This is a genomic window from Devosia sp. XGJD_8 (assembly GCF_046614475.1).
In the GTDB taxonomy this organism is placed as follows: domain Bacteria; phylum Pseudomonadota; class Alphaproteobacteria; order Rhizobiales; family Devosiaceae; genus Devosia.
The window spans coordinates 2343707-2369911 of record NZ_JBKJHF010000001.1; the positions used below are offsets into that span (position 1 = coordinate 2343707).

Consider the following 26205-nt stretch of genomic DNA (forward strand, 5'->3'; position numbering starts at 1 on the left):
TAACTCCATTGCACCGTTTTACCGTCTTTTTAACCAAGGACAAGGCGCAAGCCTCGACGCGGTTAGCAAATGATTGGTGCACTTGTATTCCTGCAACACCTTGCGAACCAAGGTTAACAGCATGTTAACGCAAGATTCCGAAGTGAGCGAAGATCGTATCGTTAAAGAGCGTGAACACCATGAGCGCAAGGACCAGGGCAAATCCAAATCGGAACCCTATTTCTTGCACCTTCATGCTGAGCGGACGCCCCCTGACGGCTTCAACCAGATAGTACAGAAGATGGCCGCCGTCGAGCATGGGTACAGGTAAAAGGTTGAAAATTCCGATATTTAGCGAGAGCAGCGCCGTGAGATTGATCAGGGCGATAATGCCCAGTGTCGCCACTTCCCCGGAAACCTTGGCGACCTTGACCGGCCCGCCCAGTTGCTCAACGTCGCCGCGCCCGACAAAGAAATCGCCGAGAAAGGCTGCCGTGCGCTGGATGATGAAGCGAATCTCCTCGACAGTCATGCCGATCGCCTCGACCGGGCCGGGTCGATAAAGACTCACATCGGTATCAGCCACGTCCCGGCTCACCCCGATTCTGCCGATCTTCTGCATATTACCGAAGCGGTCTTCGACCTCGGCGACGTCGGGCACCAGCACGATGGTCTCGGCGCTGCCGCCTCGGTCGAGTTCGATCGTCACCTCACGCGCGGGGCTGGTGGCGACGAGTCGCTGGAAATCCTCGAACCCCCGGACGACGTAGCCATCCACCGAGACGATAACGTCGCCGGGCTCAAGCCCCGCCGCCTCGGCGACCGAGCCGGCAATGACCTCGCCGACGACCGGTGGAATGGTGTAGCGGCCATATCCCAGCAGCAGGGCATAGAGGATGACAAAGGTCAGGATGACATTGGCAATCGGCCCGGCAGCCACGACCGCGATCCGCTGCCAGACATTCTTGTTGGCAAACAGCCTTGGCGCTAGTTCGGGATCGGCATTGGCGACCACATCGGCATCCGTCACGCTAGCCGCATTGGAATCACCCACGAAGCGCACATAGCCGCCCAGCGGGATCGCCGAGATGCGCCAGCGCGTCCCGTGCTTGTCGTTCCATCCGATCACTTCGCGCCCGAAGCCGATCGAGAAGGTCTGGATAGCCACCCCGTTCCACCGAGCCACCAGATAGTGCCCCATCTCGTGCACGAACACGATGACGGTCAGCACCGCCAGGAACGGCACCACATAGGACAAGAGCCAGTAGATGAATTCGAACATGGTGTTCCTTGCTTATAGGCGGCTGCCCGCGGCATCTGCCCTACCAGTAGAGCAGTCCTTCGGCGACCGCGCCGTATCCGGCATGCAGCGTCCCCACCAGCAGCACGAACAAGATGCCGAATGTGAGGCTGTCGAGCCGATCCATCAGGCCGCCATGGCCCGGGATGATGTCGCCGCTGTCCTTGATCCGGAAATGCCGCTTGACCGCACTCTCGCTGAGATCGCCCAACTGGCCCAGTACGCTGATCGTCGCGGACAGCACCAGCCCGATCCACCAGGGCGAATCCGTCACCAGGACCCACACCAGCAGCCCTGCCCCGGTCCCCAGTGCCAGTCCGCCCGCGGCGCCCGACCAGGTCTTGGACGGCGAAATTTCAGGCGCCAGCTTTTCGCCCCCGATCTGCCGCCCGGTGAAGAAGGCCGCAGAATCCGTCATCCACACCACGGTGCCGAGATAAACTCCCGCCCAAACCCCCGCCACAGTCTCCCCGCGCATGGCCAGCGCAGCGACAATGATGGCGCCATAGACAACCAGGCCCAGCACCCGCCACGGCGCCTCCTCGCCCCGCATGGCGATGGCGACGGCACAGGCCAGGCCAATGACCGTCATCGTCCCCAGCGGCCCAAAGACCGGGTAGATCAGCCCCGATAGCGCCACTAGCCCGATCAGCACCATGCCGCCCGGGGTCAGCGGGGCGCGCGTCACCATAGTCTCCCACTCGCGATAGGCGCCGCCGAAGACGGCGCCCACCACGGCGGCAAACACATAGCTGCCGATATAGAGCGCCGTGGCGGTCAGGGTGACGAGGACGGCTGCCGACAGCAGGCGCGGCCCGAGATCGGACCAGCTACGGCGGCGACCTGGCGCAGGCTCTGTCGCGTGATGGTCCGGATCGCTCAAGGTTGTTTCGCCTCGATACCGCCGAAGCGCCGGTCGCGCAGCGCGAAGGTTTCGAGCACCCGGACGAAACTGGCTTCATCGAAGTCGGGCCAGTATTCGTCGACGAAGACGAATTCGGAATAGGCGGCCTGCCAGAGCAGGAAATTGGAAATGCGCTGCTCGCCGCTGGTGCGGATGATGAGGTCCGGATCGGGCAGGCCCGCCGTATAGAGCGCGCCGGCAATGGTGTCCTCGGTGATTGCCTCGGGCGACAGGCGCCCTGCGGCAACTTCACGCGCAATGCGCCGCGTGGCGTCGGCGATTTCTGCCTTGCCGCCATAGTTGAAGGCGACGATCAGCACGAGGCCGGTATTGCTGGCCGTCTTGGCTTCGACATCCTCGATCAGCCGCACCAGGCTGGGCTCCAGCCCCTCGCGGCTGCCGATGATGCGAACCCGGACATTATTGCGGATCAGATTCTGTAGATCAGATGCAACAAAACGGCGCAGCAGGTTGAAGATAAACGATATCTCGTCCTTCGGGCGCGTCCAGTTTTCCGACGAGAAGCTGAACACCGTCAGATGCGCCACGCCATAGCGGATGCAGAGCTGAACCAGGTTGCGGAGCGCCTTGACGCCCTCGATATGCCCCTCCGTCCGGCGCTTGCCGCGGGCCTTGGCCCAGCGGCCATTGCCGTCCATGATCACGCCAATATGGTTTGGAATGCGCAAGCGCGGACGCTGCTCAATATCGGCTGTGATGGCTGGATCGATGGACATCTACGCCTCCGGCGCAGCTCAGCCGACTTAGACCTGCATGATTTCCGCTTCTTTGGCCGCCACCACCTGGTCGATTTCCGCGACCGCGGCGTCGGTTGCCTTCTGCACCAGGTCCGCCTGCGCGCGCGCATCGTCCTGGCTCAGATCGCCATCCTTCTCGGCCTTCTTGAGCGCATCCATGCCGTCGCGGCGGATGTGGCGCACTGCCACGCGGGCCGCCTCGGCATAGTTATGCGCAACCTTGGACAGGTCGCGGCGGCGCTCTTCGTTGAGCTCGGGCAGCGGCACGCGGATCACCTGCCCCTCCCCCATCGGATTGAGCCCCAGGCCGCTGTCGCGAATGGCCTTTTCGACCACCATGGCCAGCGAGCGATCCCACACCTGCACGCTCAGCATGCGCGGCTCCGGCACCGTCACCGTGGCCAGCTGGCTCAGCGGCGTGCGCGAGCCATAGGCTTCCACCATCACCGGCTCCAGCAGGCTCGCGCTGGCACGGCCCGTGCGCAGCCCGGCAAGTTCGTCACGCAGCGACGTGATCGACTTCTGCATGCGGGTTTTGAGTTCGGCGAGATTGTAGGCCATCGTTTCGTCCTTCTAGGCTAGATCGGCTTGCCGACGCGGGTGCTGCGAACGCGCCCGGCGAGAACGCCGGACAGGCCCTCCTTGTCGTCGAGCGAATACACGATTATCGGCATGTTGTTGTCACGGGCAAGGGCGAAGGCCGCCGTATCCATCACCCGCAGGTTCTGGCTGATCACATCGTCATGGCTGATCTGCTCATAGCGGGTCGCCGTGGGGTCCTTGTTCGGGTCGGCCGAATAGACGCCATCGACATTGGTGCCCTTGAGCACGATGTCGCATTCCAGCTCGATCGCCCGCAGGGCAGCGGCCGTATCGGTGGTGAAGAACGGGTTGCCGATGCCGCCGCCCAGCACGACCACGTAACCGTCCTCAAGCGCCGCCTTGGCAGCGCGAGCGGTATAGGTGTCGGCGACGGATGGCATGGTTGTGGCGCTGAACACCTTGGCCTTGACGCCGATGGCGGTCAGGGCGCCGGCCAGCGCCAGTGCGTTGATGACGGTGCCCAGCGTGCCCATCATGTCGGCAGTGACCCGGTCGCCGCCATTGGCGGCTACGGCCATGCCGCGGAAGATATTGCCGCCACCGGTCACAATGGCCATTTCGACGCCGGTCTGCGCCACGTCGGCGATCTGGCGGGCCACGCCGTCGAGAAATTCGGGTTGAATGCCAAACTGCTGGTCGCCAGACAGCGCTTCGCCCGAAACCTTGAGCAAAATGCGTTTGTAGGCAGGCGCCATCGGCAAACCCCTCTTTGGAATACGCGGCGGGGCACCGAATCCGGCGACGCCCGACAGACATTAAGGCAAAAGCAACTTCAAAAGAAAGCGGCGCGCCAGTTGAAATACAAATTACAGCGGGCTTCTGCGCTCAATCCCGGGCCAAATCATGACCGTTCGGGAGAGCGGCGGGCGGGCCCTTGGGTCCACCCGCAATTGTCTGCGGCGGAATTACTTCACGCCGGCCGTGGCCGCGACTTCGGCAGCAAAGTCGGTCTCGACCTTCTCGATGCCCTCGCCCAGTGCAAAGCGCACGAACTTGGTCAGCTTGATCGGGGCGCCAACATCCTTTTCCGCATTCTTGATCGCATCGCGGACCTTGGTCTCGCCGTCGATCACGAAGGTCTGCGCCAGGAGCGTGACTTCTTCGAAATACTTGCGCATGCGGCCATCGACCATCTTCTCGGCGATCTCGGCCGACTTGCCCGATTCCTTGACCTGCTCGAGGATGATGGCGCGCTCGCGAGCCACCACGTCCTGGTCCAGGTCTTCCGGATCGATCGACAGCGGATTGGTCGCTGCGATATGCATGGCAAGCTGCTTGCCCAGGGCGGACAGCGCGGTCTTGTCACCGGTCGATTCGAGCGCCACGAGGATGCCCATGCGGCCCAGGCCAGCCTTGACGGCATTGTGGACATAGCTCTCGACCACGCCATCGGAGACCGAAACGGTCTGCGTGCGGCGCAGGTTCATGTTCTCGCCGATCTTGGCGATGGCTTCGGTCAGCTCGGCCGAAACCGAGTGACCCGAACCGGGGAACGGCATTTCGCCGAGCTTGACCACGTCGCCATCGGCGTCGAGGGCCAGCTTTGCGACATTGGCGACGATCGCCTGGAACTGCTCGTTGCGGGCAACGAAGTCGGTTTCCGAGTTCACTTCGACAACGGCAGCCTTGGTGCCGGCGGTGGCAACGCCAACGAGGCCCTCTGCCGCAACGCGGTCAGCCTTCTTGGCAGCCTTGGCTAGGCCACGCGTACGCAGCCAGTCGACCGCGGCTTCCATGTCGCCATTGGTTTCGGCCAGGGCCTTCTTGCAGTCCATCATCCCGACGCCGGTCGAGTCACGGAGCTGCTTGACCATTCCTGCAGTGATTTCCATGGGTTCACCTCTTGGCGACCCCATTTCCGGGGTCGCATGGTTCAAATCAGTATGAATTAAGCGAAACGCGCTTAGTTGGCGGCGGCCGCCGGAGCCTCTTCGCCCGGCAGATCTTCAGCCGGAGCACGATCGGCAGCACCGAGATCGGCACCCAGGGCCGACGACGAGCGGCCGATGCCGTCGATGGCAGCCTTGGAGATCAGCGACACATAGAGCTCGAGGGCGCGCGAGGCGTCGTCATTGCCCGGGATCGCATAGTCGACCGTATCGGGATCGCAATTGGTGTCGACGATGGCCACGACCGGAATGCCCAGGCGACGGGCTTCCTTGATCGCGTTGGCTTCCTTGTTGGTGTCGATGACGAACAGGAGCGACGGCAGGTTGCCCATGTCCTTGATACCGCCCAGGTCGCGCTCGAGGCGTTCCTGCTCGCGGCTCATCATCAGGCGTTCCTTCTTGGTGCGCAGCGCCAGGGCGTCTTCGCTCATCGACTCGAGTTCGCGCAGGCGCGAGATCGAGTTCGAGATCGTCTGCCAGTTGGTCAGCGTGCCGCCGAGCCAGCGGGAATTGACGAAGTACTGGGCGGACTGCTTGGCAGCCTCGGCCACCAGCGGTGCGGCTTGGCGCTTGGTGCCGACGAACAGCACGCGGCCACCGTCAGCGACGGTGTCGCTGACCAGCTGCAGCGCACGGCTCAGGGCCGGCACGGTCTGGCTCAGGTCGAGAATGTGGATGTCGTTGCGAACGCCGAAGATGTAGCGTTCCATCTTGGGGTTCCAGCGATGCTTCTGGTGACCGAAGTGGACGCCTGCTTCAAGCAGTTGACGCATAGAAAAATCGGGCAGTGCCATGATGGCTGCTCCTTGTTTACCGGTTGATGCCGCCACGGGGCCTTGCGGCGGTTGCCCGCCACCGGATGGATCTTCGGAACGCCCGAAAAGCCTGCCTCGTGTGTGAAATCGCGCTGACACGCAGTCAAACGCAGGGGCGATATAGGCGATGAACCGCAAAAGAGCAAGGCCCGCGCCAAAGCGCCGCCTGCAGCGCGGTTGTCATGGACGGACGGACCCCGAGACGTCTTTCGTCTCTGAGTAGATAAATATGAGACGATTGCCGTCCCGGGGTTGCCGGTTTTTGGAACAGGACCGGTTATCGCGCAACATGAACGCTCGCCATGTTGCGGCCGGCTCTCGAACCTGAGGGAGACAGCGACGTCCCCTCCCGACATCTCCCGGCCACTGGTCGCTGCAGCGCCGCCGTATCCCGGAAGATGGCAGGATTGTGCCACGGTCTTTGGCGAGGGGGATAAGTTGGGGATGAGCATCGGAAAGCCCAGCAAACGCGGTCGTCACCCTCGGGCCTGACGCGAGGGGACTGTACTTGAGCGACATCCGGCAAGTGTAGAGCCGTCGGGTCGAGCCCAAGGGTGACGATCTGTAGGTGGGTGAGATGGTGCGCCGAAGGAGCACTATGTCCGACCCGGCATCCTGGCTAGCGCCTCTTCCAGCCGCACAATGGCAAAGCGCGGAATCGGCAAAATGCTCACGGATCTGTTAGGGAACCGCACACACCCCCTCCTGCATTATCCCTGCATAGACCCGCGCATCGACGCGGGGGCAAGGGTGAAAACCCCCAAGCGGAGGAGGATGGGCCCCGGCTCGCCTCCCCCGCGCTTTTTTTGGGTCACTTACTTCATTCGGGCCCGACTACGCGCGTCTGCCCACCAATTGACGCCGATAACGCTATGAACTGCGGCGGGGCACTTTTCGTCGCGAAGGGCCGCATGGCTCATGGGCCCAATTATCGACCAGACATTCTGCATCTTTTGCCACTTGGCTTAGAGGGCGGGAAAAGTGCTGCGCATGTGCGGCGATCGCACCGAGCCCCGCTGGGGCGACGGCCTAACTGTTGTCCCTGGTGTTGTCAGCCACTACTCTGCGACACGCCCCTGTTAAGGCCAACCACCCACCCGGGCAGTTCCGCCTGAACCTGCAGACCCACACATGACGTCTCCGCAATTCGCCAACCCTACCGAAAGTGCATTGCTGCGGCGAGCGGCGACGGGCGACACCACCGCTTTCGACACGCTCACAAGGCCCTACCTGCGACCACTGCATGTGCATTGCTACCGCATGCTTGGTTCGCCATTTGATGCCGACGACGCCTTGCAGGAAACCCTGCTTGCCGCATGGCGTGGCATAGGGTCGTTCGAAGGTCGCAGCTCATTGGGCACCTGGCTTGTCATCATCGCCAGCCGGATATGTCTGCGCATGATCTCAAGGCGCCCGCGCCGCCTGACGTCGAGCGACTATAGAGCACCGCTTCTGTCCACGGCTGACCTTGGCGAGATTGTGCCCGGGCCCGTCTGGCTCGAGCCGATCCCCGACGATGAATTGGTGTCCGACGCCGCGGTCCATGACGATCCGGGGTCCACACTGCTGCGCCGCGAGCATATCGGTCTCGCGTTCGTCGCCATGTTGCAACACCTCACCGGCACGCAGCGCGCCGCGCTACTGCTGTGCGAAGTGCTTGGCTACTCAGCTTCCGAAACCGCCGCTATGCTTGAGACCAGCGTCGCGTCGATCAACAGCGCCTTGCAGCGCGCTCGCAAGACAATCGAGACGAAGTTGCCAGGCAGGCATCCCGTGGAGAAGCATCCGGTGGACGAAAAGCAGCTCGACAGGCTGCTTCGCGCCTTCGTCTCCGCCTGGGAACAGCGCGACGTGACGACGATGCTGGATCTGCTGACCGAAGACGTTCGCTTCACTATGCCACCGCTGCCGGCCTGGTTCCGCGGCCGCGCGTTCGTCGCAAACTTCTTCGCCGAACGCGTGTTCGAAACGCCCTGGCGGCTCCGGCCACTCGGCGGCAACGGCCAGCCCGGCTTCGCCTGCTACCAGAAGCAGGTGGGCGACGACCGCTTCCGCCCAGGCGGCGTCGTGCTGCTGCGGGTGGAAAATGGCCGCATCTGCGCTATCGAGAGTTTTTTGGACCCGGCCGTATGCCGTCGCTTCGGCATGCTCGAGACGGTGCCGTAAGAAATCGCGCCGAGACCGATGAGTTTCAGCATTGCCGCGTCTCTAAAGAGATGACCAACCCACAGGACTGGGCTGTGTCTACTCTTTTAAACAGAAAGGCAGTTGCAATGGCCAAGCTCATTGTCAGTATCCTGAGTTCCCTCGACAACCACTGCGCTGGCCCCGACGGCCGGCTCGATGCCCTGCCCATGAGCGGGGCGTTTGATGCCCACAACCTCGAACTCTTGCGCAGCGCCGACACGCTGCTCTTCGGTGCCGTCACCTTCCCAATGTTCGAAGCCTACTGGCCGAACGTTGATCGCAGCCCGCACGGCGATCCCATCCAACGTGAGATAGCCGAGCGGGTTGAGGGCGCCCGCAAGATCGCAGTCAGTGATACACTGACCATATCGCCAAACTCGCCCTGGGCCGGCGCCGAGGTCGTGCGGCGCAACCAGGCCTACACCCGGATCGCCGAACTCAAGGCCCAACCCGGCAAGGACATGCTGATCTACGGCAGCAGCATCTTGTTCAACGGCCTGCTCGCGCAGGGTCTAGTCGATGAGCTTCACCTTCTGCTTGGCAATGTTGTGCTGGGCGAAGGCGTTCGCACGTTCCATCCCGGTTTGAACGCGCGGTTCAGGCTGCTGAGCCACCGGCAGCTCCCGGACTCAGATATCGCAGCCCTGCACTACGACCTTCGCACACACTAGGCGATGCCGACGCGACCTCGCTTACTGGCGGGGTCGTTCTATCGGGCCTCGCCCCTCAGTGAAACCTCACGTCCGTAACCCCCTCCAGCGCCTTGATGCCGCCTGCGACTTCGGCCGTCAGGCGATAGGCGCCCGGTAGTTCGATCTCGTATTCCTTCGCCCCGCCGTCACGGATGACGACGAAGTTCACCCTGCCCTCCCCGCCCCGCTTGAGCTGGGCGCTGATCGAGCCCAGGGCCTTGGCGTCGGCGGTGAACACCGTCAGCCGTCGCTCGATCGTGTTCTCGATGCCGTCAATGGGCTGGGCCGAGAGCAGACGCAGGCTCACGCCCTCGGCCCGCTCGTCCGCCCCCACCTGCAGGATGACCGACTTGCCCGGCTGCAAAATGGCGCCGAATTCGTTGATCTGCTCGGAAAAGGCGATGACCTCGAAGCTCCCGCTCTGGTCGGACAGCGTCAGGATCATCATCGGCGTGCCCTTGCGGGTGCGCCGGTCCTGCCGGCCGCTGATCGTGCCGGCGAGCCGCCCGGCCGAGGCCCCGTCCTTGACCGCCCGCTCGAAATCGCCCCAGCGCTGCACCCGCAGCTTTTCGAACATGTCGACATAGGCATCGAGCGGATGGGCCGAGAGGTGGAAGCCGATGGCCGACAGCTCGCGGTCGGCCCGCTCGGTGGTGGTCCAGGCCGGCACGCCCGCCGGCAGGCGCACCGGCTCGGGCTCGCCGACGTCGAACATGTTCCACTGGCCCTCATTGCGCTCATGGGTGAGCGACTGGGCCATGCCCATCACCGCCTCGATGGCGGCAAAGGCGACTTCGCGGCGCGGCACGATATCGTCGAAGGCGCCGGCATTGACCAGCGTCTCCAGCGTCCGCTTGGAGAGGATGCGCGGATCGACCCGGCGGGCGAAATCGCCCAGGTCCTTGAACGGGGTATCGCCGCGCGCCTCCACGATATGCTCGGCCACCTGCCGGCCCACGCCCTTGACGGCGCAGAGGCCATAAAGAATGCGCTTGTCCTTGACCGAGAACACCACTTCCGAGCGGTTCACGCAGGGCGGCACCAGCTCGATATTGTGCCGCTTGGCCTCGCTGCGGAACTCCGCCAGCTTGTCGGTATTGCCCATGTCCAGCGTCATCGACGCGGCCAGGAATTCATGCGGATAATGCGCCTTGAGATAGCCCGTCTGGTAGGAGACGAGCGCATAGGTCGCCGCATGGCTCTTGTTGAAGCCGTAATTGGCGAACTTGGCCAACAGGTCAAAGATCGTATCGGCCTGGCTCTGCTTGAGCCCGTGCTTGATGGCGCCCTCGCGGAAGCGCTCGCGCTGCGCATCCATCTCCGACTTGATCTTCTTGCCCATGGCGCGGCGCAGCATGTCGGCTTCGCCCAGCGAATAGCCCGAGAGCAGCTGGGCGATCTGCATCACCTGTTCCTGGTAGACGATGATGCCATAGGTCTCGTCGAGTACCTGCGACAGGTCCGGATGGGGATATTCCACCTCCTCGCGGCCATGCTTGCGGTCGTTGAACAGCGGGATATTGTCCATCGGACCGGGCCGATAGAGCGCCACCAGGGCGATGATATCCTCGAAGCGGTCCGGCTTCATGTCGACCAGCGCGCGCCGCATGCCCGCGCCTTCCACCTGGAACACGCCGAACGTGTCGCCCTTGGCATAAAGGTCATAGGTCGGCTTGTCGTCGATCGGGATGTCCTCGATGCGGAAGCTGCCGCCGTCGAGGTTCACCATATTGACGGCATACTGCACCGTGGTCAGCGTCTTGAGGCCGAGGAAGTCGAACTTGACCAGGCCCGCCGCCTCGCTCCACTTCATGTTGTACTGGCAGACCGGCATGTCCGAGCGCGGATCGCGGTAGAGCGGCGCCAGGTCCTGCAGCGGCCGGTCGCCGATGATGATGCCGGCGGCATGGGTCGAGGCGTGGCGGTAGAGGCCCTCGAGATTCTTGGCGATGGCGACCAGATCGGCCACCGTCTCGTCCTCGTCCGCCATCTGCTTGAACTGCGGCACCTCTTTCATGGTCCGCTCGATCGACCACGGATCGGCCGGATTGGCCGGCACCAGCTTGCAGATGCGGTCCACCTGCCCATAGGGCATCTGCAGCACGCGGCCGACGTCGCGCAGCACGGCGCGTGCCTGCAGCGTTCCGAAGGTGATGATCTGCGCCACCTGGTCGGTGCCGTATTTGCGCTGCACGTAGCGGATCACCTCTTCGCGGCGATCCTGGCAGAAGTCGATGTCGAAATCCGGCATCGACACGCGTTCCGGATTGAGGAAGCGCTCGAACAGCAGGTTGTAGGCGAGAGGATCGAGGTCGGTAATCGTCGTGGCATAGGCCACCAGCGACCCGGCGCCCGAGCCACGCCCGGGCCCCACCGGAATGCCCTGCGATTTCGACCAGCGGATAAAGTCAGCCACGATAAGGAAATAGCCGGGAAACTTCATCGACTGGATGATGCCCAGCTCGAATTCCAGCCGGTCCCAGTATTCCTGTTCCGTCTTGCCCGGCGCGGTGCCGACGGTGGCGAGGCGCTCGCGCAGCCCCTCCTCTGCCATGGCGCGCAGGGCTGCCGCCTCGGCCGCCACGGCATCGGCTTCGCTGAGATCGGGCGCGGCGGCGAATTTGGGCAGGATCGGGCTGCGCGTGCGCGGCCGATATGAGGTGCGCCGCGCAATTTCGACGGTGGAATCGAGCGCTTCGGGCAGGTCCGAGAACAAAGCCGTCATCTCGGCACGCGTCTTGAAATAATACTGGTCGTTGAGCTTGCGCCGCTCGGTCTGCGCCAGCACGGTGCCCCCGGCAATGGCCAGCAGCGCATCATGCGCCTCGAATTCCTTGGCCGACTTGAAGAAGGGCTCGTTGGTAGCCACCAGCGGGATGCCCTTGCGATAGGCATAGTCGATCAGCCGTGGCTCGACCGTCGCCTCCTGCACCCGGCCATGCCGCTGCAGTTCGATATAGAAACGGTCCCCGAACAGCTCGGCCAGCCGATCCAGCCGCCGCACCGCATTGGCGTCCTGCCCCTGGGCGAAGGCCATGTCGATGGCGCCTTCCGGCCCGCCGCTGAGGCAGATCAGCCCCTCCAGCCGTTCGCGGCTCAGCCAGTCCAGCTGCGCCCGCGCCGTGCCGCCATCGCCCTCGAGATAGGATTGCGACACCAGCCGCGACAGGTTGGCAAAGCCCTCCTCGGTCTGCGCCAGCAGCACCACGCTGGATTTGCCGGCCCAGGCCACATGCCCGCGCTCGCTGACCCGCTCCTCGGCAGCGGCGAAGTCCACGGACAGCTCCACCCCCACCAGCGGCTGGATGCCCTTCTTGCTGCCCTTTTCGGAGAATTCCAGCGCGCCAAACAGGTTGCCGGTATCGGCAATGCCAAGCGCCGGCTGGCTGTCCTCCGCCGCCAGCTTGAGAATGGTCTCAAGCTGCAGCGCTCCCTCGAGCAGGGAATAGGCAGAATGGACGTGAAGATGGATAAAACCGGGACCGCTCATGACACGCCCTTTATGACCGTCCCGGCGCGCAGATCATACCGCTACCGGACCGCAATCCACAGGCGGCGCTGGCGCCGTCTCTTTTCGCCGCGTCTGCAAAGGGCAAAACCAGGGTCCGCTCTTGCTGAAAACGACTCAGGGTCACACGAGTCGGGCCAGCACATCCATCCAGGTCAGCGAACCGATGGTGAAGGCGCCCAGCGTGACGAATGCGGCGAAGTCCTTGATGAAAGTGAGCATCTGCATCTCCCGTGTTGCTATAATGTTCTTATAAGTTCGTCTTTTGTTCCTGTCCAGTGTGACCAGCGGGAACAGCGGGGATTGGGCTTGCTTGGTTAGCAAAGTGTTAGGAAAGGTTCACGACGCGTTACCCATCCCCGCCTTGGAAGACGCTCGCTGGCCCACCCCCTTGCCTGTCACAGACAAGTCAGGCTAGATTTGAGGTACGTACCTCACGACTGACCGGGTCAACCGGTCGGCGAGCAGCAACGAGGTTGGAGGAGTCGATGATCCGTCCCGAACATGTCATTGCCGATGAAGCGGCCCTTCGCAGCCTGTTTCCGGCCACCCACACACTGGCGACGCTCAAGGTCCAGCGTGCGCTCGACGAGCACGCCCGGGCCTTCATCGCGCGCTCGCCCTTCCTCTGCATCGGCACGCAGGACATGGCGGGCAATGCCGATGTCAGCCCGCGCGGCGACCCGACGGGCTTCGTCCAGATCCTCGATTCTCAAACCCTCGCCATCCCCGACCGGCCGGGCAATAACCGCCTCGACAGCCTGAGCAACATCATCGCCAATCCGCGCGTCGGCCTGCTGTTCATCATTCCCGGCTATGACGACACCCTGCGAGTCAACGGCACGGCCCGCCTCGTCACCGATCCGGCCCTGCTCGAAACCATGCGCGTCAATGACCGCACACCCCGGCTCGCCATCATCGTCAGCGTCGACGAGATATTCATGCACTGCGCCAAGGCCTTCCGCCGCTCCCATCTCTGGGACCCGGCCCATTTCCAGGACCGCAGCGAAATGCCCTCGCTGTCCAAGATCATCCTCGACCAGACCAATGGCGCCCCGGACGATGACGCCAGGATGCGCCAGATCGATGCCGATCTCGAGGTGGAATACAGCAAGACGCTCTATTGACGGGGATACTGCCGTAGGCCTTTTCAGCGGCGGGATGGCGCGCAGCGCCGCAGCATGCATACTCCCCTCTCCTTCCACCCGTATTGGTGACCATGCCGCGCCCCAAAACCGTCTCCGACCACGACGTCCTCTCTGCAGCCCTGCAGGTGCTCGGCAGCCGCGGGCCCGGCTTCACCCTGTCCGACCTAGCCGAGCATGTCGGCTTGTCGCGCGCCACGCTGATCCAGCGCTTCGGCGATCGCAACGCCATCCTCATCCGGATGGCGGAGCATGAAGTGGCGGAAACCCGCGCCTGGCTGGACAGCCTGCCGGTCGAGACGGGGCCGGACGCCCTTTGGCACTTTCTCGAACAGATCGTGGGCAGCATGGGCAGTGGCGAGGGCTTTGCCGTACGGGTAACGGTGGCCGCACTCGAAATGGAGAACCCCACTCTCCGCAATCTGGCCGGGGAGCGCTATGCCCTGGTCCAGCAGGCAATTGCCGCGCGGCTGCCGCCCGCCCCGGATCGGGACCAGACGGCGGTGCATCTGCACACCGTCATTGCCGGCGCCACCATGCAATGGGTCGCCTCGGACGGCACGACAGCGCTCTCTGCCTTCGTGCTCCAACGCCTGCGCTGGGCGATGGACCATCTCACGCCCTCGACTTGACAAGCCCTGCATCCATTTATAACCAATATGTAGGTTATAAATAGGAGCGACTGATGCGACGGCGCAGCTTCATGGCTGGGGCCCTGGTGCTGGGCGGCCTGCCACTCGCGCATGGAGACGAGGCGATGCAGAGCCAAACCACGCAGGTAAGGGTTGCCGATGGCGTCACACTGGCCACCAAGGCGACGGGGCAGCCACGGCTCGGGACCATCCTGTTGGCCATGGGCTCCACCGCCTCAATGGTCTGGTGGCCAGAAAGCATGGTGACCGGGCTTGCCGATGCCGGCTATCGGGTTATCCAGTTCGACCATCGCGACACCGGGCAGTCGACGACCAATGCACCGGGCGATCTGCAATACGACATCTTCGACCTGGCGGCGGACCTGATCGCCATCCTCGACGCCTACGAGGTCGAGGCCGCCCACCTGGTGGGCATGTCGCTGGGCGGCTATGTCGCCCAGATCGCGGCGCTCACCCATCGCGAGCGGGTTCGCTCCCTCACCCTGATTGCCAGCGAGCCGCTCGGCATGCCCTATCAGGGCGAGGGCATCGATCCCCGTTTCATGGACCATTTCGCCACCATGGCCGAGCTTGACTGGTCTGATCATGCAGCGGTCGGCCAGTTCATGCTGCGGGTTGCCGAACTCAGCGCCGGCTCGGCCGTCCCCTTTGACCGGGAGGCAGCACAGCGCCGCATCGAGCGGGAGCTGCACCGCACCAGCAGCATGCAGAGCGCCTTCAACCACGCCATGGTCGCGGGCGAACTGGAACCGCACCTCAACGCCAGCAACCTGGATCTGCCGGTATTGCTGATCCACGGCAGCGAGGACCCGATCATCTCCGTCGCCGCCGCCCATGCGAGCGTCACCGCGATCAGAGGGGCGCAACTGCTGCTGCTCGACCGCCGCGGTCACGAACTGCTGGAGCAGGACATGCCGGGTGTCGTCGAGGCCATCCTGTCGCTGGTCGGTCGCAGCAAATAGCTCAGCGATCGCCAGCCGCTTCCGCATCCAGCTCTGCCAGGCGTTTCAGCAATAGCCGGCGCTCCGGCTCTTGCCTGCAGATCTGCAGGGCCCGGCCATAGGCCGCCACCGCCGCATCGCGCTGTCCCAGCTGGTGCAGCAGGACGGCCTCGGCGACATGGGCCAGGTGGTAGTCGGCCAAATCCCCGGTGTCGAGCAAGGCCTGCACCATGGGCAAGGCCACCTCCGGCCCGCGCACCATGCTGATAGCGATGGCCCGGTTCAGCTGCACGATGGGCGACGGCGCCGCGCGCTGCAGCACGCCATAGAGGCCCACGATTTCGGTCCAGTCGGTCTCGGCGGCCGTCGGGGCCGCGGTATGCACGGCCGCTATGGCGCCCTGCAGGGCATAGGGCCCGACCTGACGCGAAGCAAAGGCCCGCTCGACGAGGCCCCTGCCCTCGGCGATCATGTCGCGATCCCAGAGGGTTCGATCCTGGTCGGCCAGCAGCACGACATCGCCATCCGCCGTCTGTCGGGAGGCCCGCCGGGCCTCGTTGAGTAGCATCAGTCCGAGCAGGCCGAGCACCTCGCCATCGGGCAGCAGCTGGGCCACCATGCGCCCCAGCCTGATCGCTTCCGACGACAGCTCGACCCGCGTGATGGTCTCGCCCGAATAGGCCGAATAGCCTTCGTTGAAGACCAGGTAGATCACCCGCAACACGCTATCGAGCCGCGCCGGAAGCTCGGCGCTGGAAGGGATTTCGTAGGGCAGCCCGGCTTCCTTGATCCGCATCTTGGCCCGCACGATGCGCTGCGCCAAGGTCGGCGTCCGCACGAGGAATGCGCGCGCAATCTCCTCGGTGGTCAGCCCGCAGACCTCGCGCAAGGTCAGCGCCACCTGTGCCTCCGGCAACAGCACCGGGTGGCAGCAGGTGAACATGAGCCGCAACCGGTCATCCGGCAGGTCGCCATCATCGGCAACCACGTCCTCGGCTTCCATGGCGAGCAGATCCACCTGCGCCGCATCGAACCGCTTGCGCCGTCGCAGCCGATCGAGCGCCTTGAACCGCCCGGCAGACACCAGCCAGGCACCCGGATTTTCCGGCATGCCCTCGACCGGCCATTTCTGCGCCGCGGCAAGAAACGCGTCGTGCAATGCCTCTTCCGCCAGGTCGAAATCGCGCAACAGCCGGATCAGCGTCGCCAGCACCCTGCGCGACTGCTGCCGCCAGACCAGATCGAGATCGACTGGTTGCGCCAATGTCATGCCGTGCTGCGCTTGAGCACGCCGACAGGCCGCACTTCGATCGAGCCAACGCTCGCCAGAGGCATCCGCCCCGCCAGCTGGATGGCCTCGTTGAGGTCACGCGCCTCGACGAGCACAAAGCCACTCAAATGTTCCTTGGTTTCCATGAACGGGCCATCCGTGGTGGTCAGCGCGCCATTCCACCGCCGCACGGTCGTGGCCTCGGCCGGGCTCTTGAGCGGCTCGGCCGTGATGTAGTGGCCGCTGGCCTTGAGCTCCTCGTCATAGTCGAGCATGCCGTCTCCGAAGCCGTCCCGTTCCGCCTGGCTCATCACGGCGAACTTGGATTCATCGAGATAGATCAGAAACATATACTGCATGCCGGCCTCCTGGGCGCGCGGGTTGACGCTCCCTAGCCGAACAGCCCCGCCCCATTTCGACAAGGGCGGAATTTCTTTTTTGTCGCGTCGAAGGCGGCATGTCCCGGTCGATGAACTGCAAAGCACGCGGCGTGGTGCCGCTGCAGCGAGTTCAACCGATGATGATCGACATTCTCATGGCTGCCACTGTGACCAGGCTGGATCTGAACAACCCGTCCCGTCCGCCCGACCTGTCCCCCGCCGACCGCCTCCGCTTCGCCCTTGGCCTCATCGGCTTTGCGCTGCTTTACGTGGTGCTGAGAATGCCTTGGTGAACGGCGCTGACGGCGGCCTGCTAGGCCAGCTTGCGGCCGGCGCCGGCATAGTCATAGGCGATGGCGGCCTTGAAGCCCGTGATCCGGTCCAGCACGAGCGCGCGATAGTCGGCCGGCGACATGCCGCGGTCTTCGACCCGGCTCAGGCCGCGCGAAACCGGCACCAGCAGGTCTCCCGGCGTATCGCCCCTTAGCGAATGGATGGCCGCCGGATCGCCGCCCTGGGCGCCCAGGCCGGGCGCCAGGATGATGGTGCGCGGCAGCAGCTGGCGCAGCCGCCGCCCTTCATTGGGCACCGTCGCGCCGATCACCGCGCCAACCACGCCCAGGCCGGGCGAAGCCGGATCGGCCTTGCCATAGCCCCCGATCAGCTCGGCCACGCGGTCCGAGATCAGCCGGTTGCCGGCCATCCGGTCCTGCAGCCAGCTGGCGCCGGGATTGGAGGTGCGACACAGCACGAACAGCCCCTTGCCATGGCGCGTGGCGCAATCGACGAAAGGTTCGAGCGTATCGGGCCCCATCAGCGGATTGACCGTCAGGCAATCGGCCTCGAAATCCCCGCTCCCGCCGGCGGCAGCCGGGGTGAGGTAGGCCCGCGCATAGGCAGCAGCCGTCGCACCGATATCGCCGCGCTTGGCATCGAGAATGACGGCAATGCCCGCCTCCCGCGCCCGCTTCATGCCGGACGACAGCGCCGCAAGCCCCGCCAAGCCACAGGCTTCGAAATAGGCCGACTGAAACTTGACGAACCCGACCTGCCCCTCGACCACGTCGAGGGTGAAATTCACATAGTCGGCAATCCAGGAACTTTCCTCGCCAAAGAACTCCGGAAGGTCCGCCAATGATGGGTCAATGCCGACAACGAGATCGCCAAAGCGCGCGACATTGTCTTGGACCAGCTCGCTCCAGGTCGAAATACTCATGCCGGATTGCCTTTCTCCACGCGTTACTATCTAGACCTTTCGGACTAGGACCCCTGAATTTTTAGCAAGAACATCTATGTCCTTGAGAACAAATTCTGGAATTCCCTCGTGACCAATTTGTACGACTATGTTGTTGGAGTTGCTCTCTATTACTGTACAACCACCGAGCGATGGCGCCAATCGTTGCTCCACAAAATCAAGAAGCGTCTGGGTGTCCCCACGGGTGACGTTCCGAAACGCAACCCTCAGCAAGACGCCATCATTCGAAACAATCGGTTCTCCACCATAACGCTGTCTCCAACTCTCGCCGGGCGCGCCAATGGCCAGCCCAAGCGGATCATGCGCCATTCGGTTAAGACGGCCTTGGACTTGAGAAACCGCAGCTGTGAGCGCTTCAACCTGATCCATCAGAACGACGTCCGCAGGTGTTGCGTTCTTCTCAAAAGCCACTTGCCCCCGAGCCTTCGTGACAGGGTTCTCAACTTTGTGGTCCTTGTGCAGGACCTCAGCCAGCAGCTCCTTCAATCCCGCTCTTGCGGCCTTCAGATGTTTCGGTTCCGATAGATCGAAAGGCAGCGAGCGGAACAAGCTGACATCGAACGGGATATTTTCGCCTTCCAGATGCATGTGGATAACTGGCAGGCCGACAACGTGCCGAATGCCGATCTCATAGAAGGCATTTGGATTGAGGAACGTCAGATCGGCGATAACAAGCTTCGCATTGAGCAGCCGGTCGATGATTTGGGCGTCGATGAGCCCCGGCGTCTTGAGTTTGTCGGCGCGAGTGACCTTGAAGTCGGCAAAATGTCTCTCAAAAACCGGCTCGATAATCTCTTCAAGAACCCAGTCGGCGTGTTTTCGCTCGGGACTTCCGCTCCCGCCGATAGCGCAAACAACAAAGCACTCTTTGTCAAAATCGGGCATTGATCCTTCGGCATCTTGAAACTGTGCAACGGGCAAAAGGTTCTGTACCGCAACTGCTACGCGGCGGCTAACTGAAAGACGTGGTTGTTCTAGGCATTTCTATGACCGCGTATCCGCCTTGCCAGCTACTAGCACATGCTCATCATCGGACCGAAAGTCCTACCCCCCAACAAAAAAGCCCCGGATCACTCCGGGGCTTCTTGCTTAGTTCTTGTCGGCCGTCGCCTTGGGCTTTTTCGGCTTGGGCAGGGCCTTGGGCTTGGCCGGCCTTGGCGGAACCGCGATCAGCTCCAGCTTGGCTTCGTTGCCCTCGCCGACCACGGCCACGGTCACCGTGCCGCCATTGACCAGTTCGCCGAACAGTACCTGGTCGGCCAGCGGCTTCTTGATGTATTCCTGGATCACGCGACCCAGCGGACGCGCGCCCATGCGTTCATCATAGCCCCGCTCGGCCAGCCAGTCGGCGGCTTCCGGCTGCAGCACGATGGTGACACCGCGCTCGGCCAGCTGGCCTTCCAGCTGCAGCACGAACTTCTCGACCACGCGACGCACCACTTCCCGCGGCAGCGGCGCGAACGAGATGATCGCGTCGAGACGGTTGCGGAATTCCGGCGTGAACAGGCGGTTGATCGCCTCTTCGTCGTCGCCCTGCTCGCGCTTGCGGCCAAAGCCGATCGGCGCCTTCTGCAGGTCCATGGCCCCGGCATTGGAGGTCATGATCAGGATGACATTGCGGAAATCCACCGACTTGCCGTTGTGGTCGGTCAGCTTGCCGTGGTCCATCACCTGCAACAGGATGTTGTAGAGGTCCGGATGGGCCTTCTCGATTTCGTCGAGCAGCACCACGCAGTGCGGATGCTGGTCCACGCCATCAGTGAGCAGACCACCCTGGTCGAACCCGACATAGCCCGGAGGCGCGCCGATCAGGCGCGACACGGTGTGCCGCTCCATATATTCCGACATGTCGAACCGCAGCAGTTCCACGCCCAGCGTATCGGCGAGCTGCTTGGCCACCTCGGTCTTGCCCACGCCGGTCGGGCCGGTGAACAGGTAGGAACCGATCGGCTTTTCCGGCTCGCGCAGGCCGGCGCGGGCCAGCTTGATCGCCGAGGACAGGGCGGTGATCGCCGCATCCTGGCCGAACACCACCGTCTTGAGGCTCTGCTCGAGGCTGCCCAGCAGGTCGGCATCGGATTTGGAGACCGACTTGGGCGGAATGCGCGCAATGGTGGCGATGGTGGCTTCGATGTCTTCGACATCGATCACCTTCTTGCGCTTGTCCTCGGTCACCAGCATCTGGCTGGCGCCCGTCTCGTCGAGCACGTCGATGGCCTTGTCCGGCAGCTTGCGGTCGCTGATATAGCGCGCGCTCAGTTCCACCGCCGCCTTGAGGGCGTCGTCGGTATACTTGATCTTGTGGAACTCTTCGAAATAGGGCCGCAGGCCCTTCACGATCTCGATGGCATCGGGCACGGACGGCTCGTTGACATCGATCTTCTGGAACCGGCGCACCAGGGCCCGGTCCTTCTCGAAGAACTGGCGATATTCCTTGTAGGTGGTCGAGCCGATGCAGCGGATCGCGCCCGATGCCAGCGCGGGCTTGAGCAGGTTGGAGGCGTCGAGCGCCCCGCCTGACGTCGCGCCCGCACCGATCATGGTGTGGATCTCGTCGATGAACAGTACCGAATTGGGGAGCTTTTCGAGCTCCTTCATCACGGCCTTGAGGCGTTCCTCGAAGTCGCCGCGATAGCGCGTGCCGGCCAGGAGCGAACCCATGTCGAGCGAATAGATCACGGCCTCGCGCAGCACTTCGGGCACGTCGCCCTCGATGATCTTGCGGGCCAGGCCCTCGGCAATGGCGGTCTTGCCCACGCCGGCATCGCCGACATAGAGCGGGTTGTTCTTGCTCCGGCGGCACAGGATCTGGATGGTCCGGCGCAGCTCGGCATCGCGCCCGATCAGCGGGTCGATCTTGCCCGAGCGGGCCTTCTCGTTGAGGTTGACGCAGAAGTCGGCCAAAGCCGAGCTCTTCTTGGCCTCTGCTCCGCCTTCGGTATTGCCTTCCCCGTCCTCGGCACCGCGCACCTTGCGCTCCTCGCTGGGACCCGACTTGGTAATCCCGTGGCTGATGAAATTGACCGCGTCCAGCCGGCTCATGTCCTGCTGTTCGAGGAAGTAGGCGGCATGGCTTTCGCGCTCGGCAAAGATCGCCACGAGCACATTGGCACCCGTAACCTCTTCTCTACCGGACGACTGGACGTGGATGACGGCGCGCTGGATCACGCGCTGGAAGGCAGCGGTCGGCCGCGCATCCTGGCCATTGGCCACGATGAGGCTGTCCAGCTCTTCATTGATGAAATCTTCGAGGTCGCTCTTGAGCGCGTCGATATCGACGTCGCAGCCGGTCAGCACGGCGATCGTTTCACGGTCGTCGGTCAGGGCCAGCAGCAGGTGTTCGAGCGTAGCGAACTCGTGGTTGCGCTCACGCGCCAGGTTCATCGCCTGATGCAGAGCCTTTTCAAGTCCGCGGGAGAATGAGGGCATATGATGTTCCTATTGCTTTTCCATCACGCATTGCAGCGGATGCTGGTTCTTGCGTGCCGTATCCATGACCCGTGTGACCTTGGTCTCGGCCACTTCGTATGGATATACGCCGCACTCACCCACCCCCTTCTGGTGAACGTGCAGCATGATCTGCATGGCCTCTTCACGCGATTTGTTGAAGACGTCCTGCAAGACCAGAACGACGAACTCCATCGGCGTGTAGTCGTCGTTGAGCAGAAGCACCCGATAGAGGTTCGGACGCTTGGTTTTGGGCCGGGTCTTGGTGATGGTCCCGGTTTCGGTGCCGCCCTTGCCGTCCCCACCACCCTTGCCGGGATCATCCTCCTTCGGCCCGGCATGGGCAGGCACAGGCGCCAGACGCATCGCGACTGGGGCCTCATCGGTCAAAGCGAGGAGGTCATCAAAATTCATGGCAAGACATCTGTCGTAGTGGAAACGAAGCAGCATGGTGAGGAGCATTATGTAGGCAAAAACAGCGCCGTGTTAAGGGGCATCGTGTCCCGAATTCGTGATGAGCCAAAAGCCCCGGATTTGGCGGCTTTAGCCGCGCCCGGTCGTGAACCTCCGCCCTGACGCTGCCCTGCCATGCGTCTTCAATCTTCCCGCCACCGACACAAGCCCCCGCCGATCGACACCCGGCCCGCTCGCCTGTGGAGTCCGCTGTCGCAGCGGCGACGAATCGCTGCCCGCATGTGCTAACAGTGGCCTGACAAGTTGCGTGCGTGCCTCCCGATCGACCGGGACGTGACCCGCCGATCCGGAGACCCGATGAAGGTAGCAATCGACATGGGCGCCACCACGGGCGCCGCGCCCGCGACGCTCGACCTCGAGGAGCTGCTCGCCACCCGCCTGCTCGTCCAGGGCAATTCCGGCTCGGGCAAGTCCCACCTGCTGCGCCGCCTGCTCGAGCAGTCCGCTCCCTGGGTGCAGCAATGCATCATCGATCCGGAGGGCGATTTCACCACCCTGTCCGAGCGCTATGGCCATACCGTCGTCGACGCCACCCGCACCGAGGCCGAGCTGACCCGCATCGCCGCCCGCGTGCGCCAGCACCGGGTTTCCGTCGTGCTCAATCTCGAAGGGCTCGATGTCGAGCAGCAGATGCGCGCCGCCGCCGCCTTTCTCGGCGGCATGTTCGATGCCGATCGCGACTACTGGTATCCCGTCCTCGTCGTCGTCGACGAAGCCCAGCTCTTTGCGCCCGCCGTGGCCGGCGAAGTCAGCGACGAGGCGCGCAAGCTTTCGCTCGGCGCCATGACCAACCTGATGTGCCGCGGCCGCAAGCGCGGTCTGGCCGGCGTCATCGCCACTCAGCGCCTCGCCAAGCTGGCCAAGAATGTCGCCGCCGAGGCCTCCAATTTCCTCATGGGCCGCACCTTCCTCGATATCGACATGGCCCGCGCCGCTGACCTCCTGGGCATGGAAAAGCGCCAGGCCGAGCAGTTCCGCGACCTCGCCCGCGGCCATTTCGTCGCCCTCGGCCCCGCCATTTCCCGCCGGCCCCTGCCGGTCACCATCGGCGCAGTCGAAACCTCGGCCCGTTCCTCGAGCCCCAAGCTCACCCCCCTGCCCGAGGCGCCGGTCGACGCGGCCGATCTCATCTTCACCGCCTCGCCCGAAGAGCAGGCGCGTCCGGTCACCCGCCGGCCGGCACCGCCTCCGCCGCCCTCCACCAACGAGTTGCTGGCCCAGCTCTCGCGCCCCCGCGCCCCGGCCGAGGAAGCCCCGCAGAGCCTCTTCCCCGAAATCGACGAGGCCGAGCGCGACCGGCAGATCGACGCCATCATGGCCGAACTGCTGGGCGATCCCGACGCGAGCTTCCGCACCGTCGCCGTGCTCTATCAGGATTTCCTGGTGCGCTGCCGCATCCGGCGCGTTCCGGGCGAGCCCCCGGCCCTGCCCGCCTTCAAGCGCAAGCTGGCCGTCGCCCGCGTGGCCCCCGATGCCGAAGTCGCCAGCAGCGATGCCTGGCGGCAGGCGCTTGCCATGTCCGAGGCGCTGACCGACGACGTGCAGGGCGTGTTCCTGGTGCTGGCGCAGGCCGCCGTCACCGGCGCCCCCTGCCCCTCCGACGCGACCCTCGCCCGCCTCTACGGCACCCACTCGGCCAGCCGCGCCCGGCGCCTGCTGACTTGGTTCGAGGAACGCGGCCTGCTGGTCGTCCGCCTCGACTTCCGCAACAACCGCGTCGTCGCCTTCCCCGACCTCGGCGCCGAAACCGCCCCCGGCGATCCCAACGGCCCCGACGCCATGATCGACGAACGCGGCGCAGCCGAGTAGGTCCGTGATGGCGCCACAGGCACCGAGCGGCACCTCCCCCTTGACGGGGGAGGCTGGAGGGGGTGGCGGTTGGCCCGGATATCCGGGCTAAACACCCCCCACCCTTGATCCCTCCCCGCAAGGGGGAGGGTGTCGACTGAGAATTCAGAGAACCTCAGTCGTCCTCTACAAACACCTCGTTGCGCTTCTTCCTTATGCTCGGCAGCACCGCCACGATCACTGCCAGCAGCGCCAGTCCCAGCAGCGTCGCCGAGATGGGGCGCTCGATGAAGATCATCGGATCGCCGCGTGAAATGATCATCGCCCGCCGCAGATGCTCTTCCAGCAGCGGCCCCAGCACGAAGCCGAGCAGCAGCGGCGCCGGCTCGCAGCCGAAGCGGATCAGCAGGTAGCCCACGATGCCGAAGAAGGCGATCGCGTAGATGTCGTAGATATTCTGGTTGATCGAGAAGGTGCCGATGCAGGCAAACAGCACGATGGCCGGGAACAGCACGCGATAGGGGATGGAGAGCATCTTCACCCACAGCCCGATCAGCGGCAGGTTGAGGATGACCAGCAGCAGGTTGCCGATCCACATCGAGGCGATGATGCCCCAGAACAGCGCCGGCTCCTGGTTGATGACATTGGGGCCGGGCGTGATGCCCTGCAGGATGAAGGCCCCGATCATCAGCGCCATCACCGGATGGGCCGGAATGCCCAGCGTCATCAGCGGGATGAAGCTGGTCTGCGCCGCCGCATTATTGGCCGATTCCGGCCCGGCCACGCCCTCGATGGCCCCATGCCCGAACTCTTCCGGTGTCTTGGAGAGCCGCTTTTCCGCCGAATAGGAGGCAAAGGAGGAGAGGATATGCCCGCCCCCCGGCAACACCCCCAGCACCGAGCCCAGCGCCGTGCCGCGCAGCACCGGCCCGATGATCCGCCGGATATCGTCCTTGGTCAGCCATAGTCCGCTGACCTTGCTGACCCCGACCTCGCGCTCCTTCTCGTTTTCGAGATTGCGCAGGATCTCGGCCACGCCGAAGACGCCCACGGCCACCGCCACGAAGTTGAGCCCCCCGAACAGCTCGCGCACCCCGAAGGTGAAGCGCGGCGTGCCGGTATAGATATCCTGCCCCACCATGCCCAGCAGCAGCCCCAGCACGATCATCGCCAGCGCCTTGAGGATCGAACCATGCGCCAGGGCAATCGAGACCAGGAGACCCAGCACGATCAGCGAGAAATATTCCGGCGCCCCGAAATTGAGCGCCGCGCGGGCCAGCGGCGGCGCGAAGAAGGCCAGCAGCAGTGTCGCCACCGTGCCGGCAAAGAAAGATCCGAGGGCCGCCGTGGCCAGTGCCGCGCCCGCCCGGCCCTTGCGGGCCATCTGGTAGCCGTCGATCGCCGTCACCGCCGATGAGCTTTCCCCCGGCAGGTTGATCAGGATCGCAGTGGTCGAGCCGCCATATTGCGCGCCGTAATAGATGCCCGCCAGCATGATCAGCGAGGTCTCGGGCCCCAGCGTGAAGGTGATGGGCAGCAGCATGGCGATGGTCGCCGTCGGGCCGATGCCCGGCAGCACGCCCACCAGCGTGCCCAGCAGCACGCCGATAAAGCAGTAGAGAATATTGATCGGGTCAAGCGCGACCGAAAAGCCCAGGGCAAGCGAGGATAGCAGGTCCATCTGGTCTCTCCCGGTCTAGAAGCGCAGCCAGGGGCCGAACCAGGGCAATTGCAGCCCCAGCCCCACCACGAAGATCAGCAGGCACAGCACGCAAAGCCCCACGCTGACCACCAGCGCCGCCAGCAGCGAGTTGCGCCGGCTCGACAGCGCCGTCGCAAAGCCCGAAATCAGCACGACCGGCACAAAGCCCAGCCCGCGGATCGTCGTGGCAAAGAACAGGATCGTGCCCAGCACCAGGGCAATGCCGCGCCACGGCCAGGCCGGCGGCGCCTCCGCATCCGGCTTGCCGATGCCCGTGGCGGCCACCGCCACCCCCAGCGCCACCAGCACGCCGCCGAGCACGACGGGCATGAAGCCCGGCCCCATGCGGAACGGCGTGCCGAAATCGTATTTCATGGCTTCGAGCGCGAAATAGCCGCCCAGGGCGACGAACAGCGCCCCCGAGGCAAGGTCGTTCCGTGATGCATTCAGTGCCATTGTCCCTCTCCCCTGTGAAAACCCCCGGCCCGTGGGGCCGAGGGTCCTTTTCTCTTCCG

At 64.0% G+C, this 26205-nt stretch carries 23 protein-coding genes; 7 read left to right on the forward strand and 16 right to left on the reverse strand.

Translation table 11 applies throughout. The features are described 5' to 3' along the window. Window positions 1-124: 124 nt before the first annotated feature. The 7 genes from rseP to rpsB all read right to left on the reverse strand — a co-directional run bounded on the left by rseP (window position 125) and on the right by rpsB (window position 6227). Complete coding sequence (gene rseP, locus ACLI1C_RS11030; RefSeq protein WP_411396902.1) at window positions 125-1261, reverse strand: RIP metalloprotease RseP; 1137 nt, start codon at window positions 1259-1261, stop codon at window positions 125-127. A gap of 40 nt (window positions 1262-1301) precedes the next feature. Further along, window positions 1302-2162 carry a phosphatidate cytidylyltransferase gene (locus tag ACLI1C_RS11035; RefSeq protein WP_411396903.1) on the reverse strand — a complete coding sequence of 287 codons (861 nt, stop codon included), beginning with the start codon at window positions 2160-2162 and terminating at the stop codon, window positions 1302-1304. Then, window positions 2159-2890, reverse strand: coding sequence for an isoprenyl transferase (locus ACLI1C_RS11040; RefSeq protein ID WP_411398303.1), 732 nt, complete (start codon window positions 2888-2890; stop codon window positions 2159-2161). The genes ACLI1C_RS11035 and ACLI1C_RS11040 overlap by 4 nt, the downstream gene beginning before the upstream one ends. 57 nt (window positions 2891-2947) lie before the next feature. After that, complete coding sequence (gene frr / locus ACLI1C_RS11045) at window positions 2948-3502, reverse strand: ribosome recycling factor (protein ID WP_411396904.1); 555 nt, start codon at window positions 3500-3502, stop codon at window positions 2948-2950. Between the two features lie 17 nt (window positions 3503-3519). After that, on the reverse strand, window positions 3520-4239 hold the full coding sequence (gene pyrH / locus ACLI1C_RS11050) for a UMP kinase (protein ID WP_411396905.1): 720 nt from the start codon (window positions 4237-4239) through the stop codon (window positions 3520-3522). A gap of 210 nt (window positions 4240-4449) precedes the next feature. Next, on the reverse strand, window positions 4450-5376 hold the full coding sequence (gene tsf / locus ACLI1C_RS11055; protein WP_411396906.1) for a translation elongation factor Ts: 927 nt from the start codon (window positions 5374-5376) through the stop codon (window positions 4450-4452). Window positions 5377-5447: 71 nt separating this feature from the next. Continuing rightward, window positions 5448-6227, reverse strand: a complete 780-nt coding sequence (gene rpsB / locus ACLI1C_RS11060; protein WP_411396907.1) for a 30S ribosomal protein S2 — start codon at window positions 6225-6227, stop codon at window positions 5448-5450. A 1152-nt stretch (window positions 6228-7379) separates the two neighbouring features. On the opposite strand from rpsB, the gene ACLI1C_RS11065 reads away from it, so the two are divergent. Together ACLI1C_RS11065 and ACLI1C_RS11070 are read left to right on the forward strand one after the other, a co-directional pair. After that, window positions 7380-8414 (forward strand): RNA polymerase subunit sigma-70, encoded by a 1035-nt coding sequence (locus ACLI1C_RS11065; protein WP_411396908.1) that lies wholly within the window; start codon window positions 7380-7382, stop codon window positions 8412-8414. A 107-nt stretch (window positions 8415-8521) separates the two neighbouring features. Further along, the gene (locus ACLI1C_RS11070) at window positions 8522-9106 is read left to right on the forward strand and encodes a dihydrofolate reductase family protein (RefSeq protein WP_411396909.1); all 585 of its coding nucleotides are present in this window, start codon (window positions 8522-8524) and stop codon (window positions 9104-9106) included. Window positions 9107-9161: 55 nt separating this feature from the next. Here the strand turns inward: ACLI1C_RS11070 and dnaE are convergent, their stop codons facing one another. Further along, the gene (dnaE, locus tag ACLI1C_RS11075) at window positions 9162-12617 is read right to left on the reverse strand and encodes a DNA polymerase III subunit alpha (protein ID WP_411396910.1); all 3456 of its coding nucleotides are present in this window, start codon (window positions 12615-12617) and stop codon (window positions 9162-9164) included. Window positions 12618-13123: 506 nt separating this feature from the next. Between dnaE and ACLI1C_RS11080 the strand changes: the two genes are divergently transcribed. The 3 genes from ACLI1C_RS11080 to ACLI1C_RS11090 all read left to right on the forward strand — a co-directional run bounded on the left by ACLI1C_RS11080 (window position 13124) and on the right by ACLI1C_RS11090 (window position 15395). Further along, the gene (locus tag ACLI1C_RS11080) at window positions 13124-13762 is read left to right on the forward strand and encodes a pyridoxamine 5'-phosphate oxidase family protein (protein WP_411396911.1); all 639 of its coding nucleotides are present in this window, start codon (window positions 13124-13126) and stop codon (window positions 13760-13762) included. Window positions 13763-13854: 92 nt separating this feature from the next. Further along, window positions 13855-14412: a TetR/AcrR family transcriptional regulator gene (locus ACLI1C_RS11085; protein ID WP_411396912.1), complete on the forward strand. Its 558-nt coding sequence runs from the start codon at window positions 13855-13857 to the stop codon at window positions 14410-14412. Window positions 14413-14465: 53 nt separating this feature from the next. Next, on the forward strand, window positions 14466-15395 hold the full coding sequence (locus ACLI1C_RS11090; protein WP_411396913.1) for an alpha/beta fold hydrolase: 930 nt from the start codon (window positions 14466-14468) through the stop codon (window positions 15393-15395). 1 nt (window position 15396) lies between these two features. Here ACLI1C_RS11090 and ACLI1C_RS11095 read toward each other — a convergent pair whose 3' ends face one another. Then, on the reverse strand, window positions 15397-16644 hold the full coding sequence (locus ACLI1C_RS11095) for an RNA polymerase sigma factor (protein ID WP_411396914.1): 1248 nt from the start codon (window positions 16642-16644) through the stop codon (window positions 15397-15399). Further along, window positions 16641-17003, reverse strand: a complete 363-nt coding sequence (locus tag ACLI1C_RS11100; protein WP_411396915.1) for a YciI family protein — start codon at window positions 17001-17003, stop codon at window positions 16641-16643. Before ACLI1C_RS11100 ends, ACLI1C_RS11095 begins: the two co-directional genes overlap by 4 nt. Window positions 17004-17101: 98 nt before the next feature. On the opposite strand from ACLI1C_RS11100, the gene ACLI1C_RS11105 reads away from it, so the two are divergent. Next, the gene (locus ACLI1C_RS11105; RefSeq protein ID WP_411396916.1) at window positions 17102-17317 is read left to right on the forward strand and encodes a hypothetical protein; all 216 of its coding nucleotides are present in this window, start codon (window positions 17102-17104) and stop codon (window positions 17315-17317) included. A gap of 20 nt (window positions 17318-17337) precedes the next feature. Here ACLI1C_RS11105 and pyrF read toward each other — a convergent pair whose 3' ends face one another. The 4 genes from pyrF to clpS form a co-directional block, all read right to left on the reverse strand. After that, entirely contained in the window at window positions 17338-18240 is a 903-nt protein-coding gene (gene pyrF, locus ACLI1C_RS11110) for an orotidine-5'-phosphate decarboxylase (protein ID WP_411396917.1), read from the reverse strand. 30 nt (window positions 18241-18270) lie between these two features. Continuing rightward, window positions 18271-19164 (reverse strand): hypothetical protein, encoded by an 894-nt coding sequence (locus tag ACLI1C_RS11115; RefSeq protein WP_411396918.1) that lies wholly within the window; start codon window positions 19162-19164, stop codon window positions 18271-18273. Between the two features lie 204 nt (window positions 19165-19368). After that, window positions 19369-21708 carry an ATP-dependent Clp protease ATP-binding subunit ClpA gene (clpA, locus tag ACLI1C_RS11120; protein WP_411396919.1) on the reverse strand — a complete coding sequence of 780 codons (2340 nt, stop codon included), beginning with the start codon at window positions 21706-21708 and terminating at the stop codon, window positions 19369-19371. 9 nt (window positions 21709-21717) lie between these two features. Continuing rightward, complete coding sequence (gene clpS, locus ACLI1C_RS11125; RefSeq protein ID WP_411398305.1) at window positions 21718-22092, reverse strand: ATP-dependent Clp protease adapter ClpS; 375 nt, start codon at window positions 22090-22092, stop codon at window positions 21718-21720. A gap of 405 nt (window positions 22093-22497) precedes the next feature. Here clpS and ACLI1C_RS11130 point away from each other — a divergent pair, with 405 nt between their 5' ends. Next, complete coding sequence (locus ACLI1C_RS11130; RefSeq protein WP_411396920.1) at window positions 22498-24009, forward strand: helicase HerA domain-containing protein; 1512 nt, start codon at window positions 22498-22500, stop codon at window positions 24007-24009. Window positions 24010-24163: 154 nt separating this feature from the next. Here the strand turns inward: ACLI1C_RS11130 and ACLI1C_RS11135 are convergent, their stop codons facing one another. Continuing rightward, window positions 24164-25669, reverse strand: a complete 1506-nt coding sequence (locus ACLI1C_RS11135; protein WP_411396921.1) for a tripartite tricarboxylate transporter permease — start codon at window positions 25667-25669, stop codon at window positions 24164-24166. 15 nt (window positions 25670-25684) lie between these two features. Further along, window positions 25685-26146, reverse strand: a complete 462-nt coding sequence (locus tag ACLI1C_RS11140) for a tripartite tricarboxylate transporter TctB family protein (RefSeq protein WP_411396922.1) — start codon at window positions 26144-26146, stop codon at window positions 25685-25687. Window positions 26147-26205 lie beyond the last annotated feature (59 nt).

Bases quoted from the DNA above. Each gene is read 5' to 3' on its own strand.
- rseP (WP_411396902.1), bottom strand. From the start codon at position 1,261: ATGTTCGAATTCATCTACTGGCTCTTGTCCTATGTGGTGCCGTTCCTG.
- frr (WP_411396904.1), bottom strand. From the start codon at position 3,502: ATGGCCTACAATCTCGCCGAACTCAAAACCCGCATGCAGAAGTCGATC.
- pyrH (WP_411396905.1), bottom strand. From the start codon at position 4,239: ATGGCGCCTGCCTACAAACGCATTTTGCTCAAGGTTTCGGGCGAAGCG.
- tsf (WP_411396906.1), bottom strand. From the start codon at position 5,376: ATGGAAATCACTGCAGGAATGGTCAAGCAGCTCCGTGACTCGACCGGC.
- rpsB (WP_411396907.1), bottom strand. From the start codon at position 6,227: ATGGCACTGCCCGATTTTTCTATGCGTCAACTGCTTGAAGCAGGCGTC.
- ACLI1C_RS11065 (WP_411396908.1), top strand. From the start codon at position 7,380: ATGACGTCTCCGCAATTCGCCAACCCTACCGAAAGTGCATTGCTGCGG.
- ACLI1C_RS11070 (WP_411396909.1), top strand. From the start codon at position 8,522: ATGGCCAAGCTCATTGTCAGTATCCTGAGTTCCCTCGACAACCACTGC.
- dnaE (WP_411396910.1), bottom strand. From the start codon at position 12,617: ATGAGCGGTCCCGGTTTTATCCATCTTCACGTCCATTCTGCCTATTCC.
- ACLI1C_RS11080 (WP_411396911.1), top strand. From the start codon at position 13,124: ATGATCCGTCCCGAACATGTCATTGCCGATGAAGCGGCCCTTCGCAGC.
- ACLI1C_RS11085 (WP_411396912.1), top strand. From the start codon at position 13,855: ATGCCGCGCCCCAAAACCGTCTCCGACCACGACGTCCTCTCTGCAGCC.
- ACLI1C_RS11090 (WP_411396913.1), top strand. From the start codon at position 14,466: ATGCGACGGCGCAGCTTCATGGCTGGGGCCCTGGTGCTGGGCGGCCTG.
- ACLI1C_RS11095 (WP_411396914.1), bottom strand. From the start codon at position 16,644: ATGACATTGGCGCAACCAGTCGATCTCGATCTGGTCTGGCGGCAGCAG.
- ACLI1C_RS11100 (WP_411396915.1), bottom strand. From the start codon at position 17,003: ATGCAGTATATGTTTCTGATCTATCTCGATGAATCCAAGTTCGCCGTG.
- ACLI1C_RS11105 (WP_411396916.1), top strand. From the start codon at position 17,102: ATGTCCCGGTCGATGAACTGCAAAGCACGCGGCGTGGTGCCGCTGCAG.
- pyrF (WP_411396917.1), bottom strand. From the start codon at position 18,240: ATGAGTATTTCGACCTGGAGCGAGCTGGTCCAAGACAATGTCGCGCGC.
- ACLI1C_RS11115 (WP_411396918.1), bottom strand. From the start codon at position 19,164: ATGCCCGATTTTGACAAAGAGTGCTTTGTTGTTTGCGCTATCGGCGGG.
- clpA (WP_411396919.1), bottom strand. From the start codon at position 21,708: ATGCCCTCATTCTCCCGCGGACTTGAAAAGGCTCTGCATCAGGCGATG.
- clpS (WP_411398305.1), bottom strand. From the start codon at position 22,092: ATGCGTCTGGCGCCTGTGCCTGCCCATGCCGGGCCGAAGGAGGATGAT.
- ACLI1C_RS11130 (WP_411396920.1), top strand. From the start codon at position 22,498: ATGAAGGTAGCAATCGACATGGGCGCCACCACGGGCGCCGCGCCCGCG.
- ACLI1C_RS11135 (WP_411396921.1), bottom strand. From the start codon at position 25,669: ATGGACCTGCTATCCTCGCTTGCCCTGGGCTTTTCGGTCGCGCTTGAC.
- ACLI1C_RS11140 (WP_411396922.1), bottom strand. From the start codon at position 26,146: ATGGCACTGAATGCATCACGGAACGACCTTGCCTCGGGGGCGCTGTTC.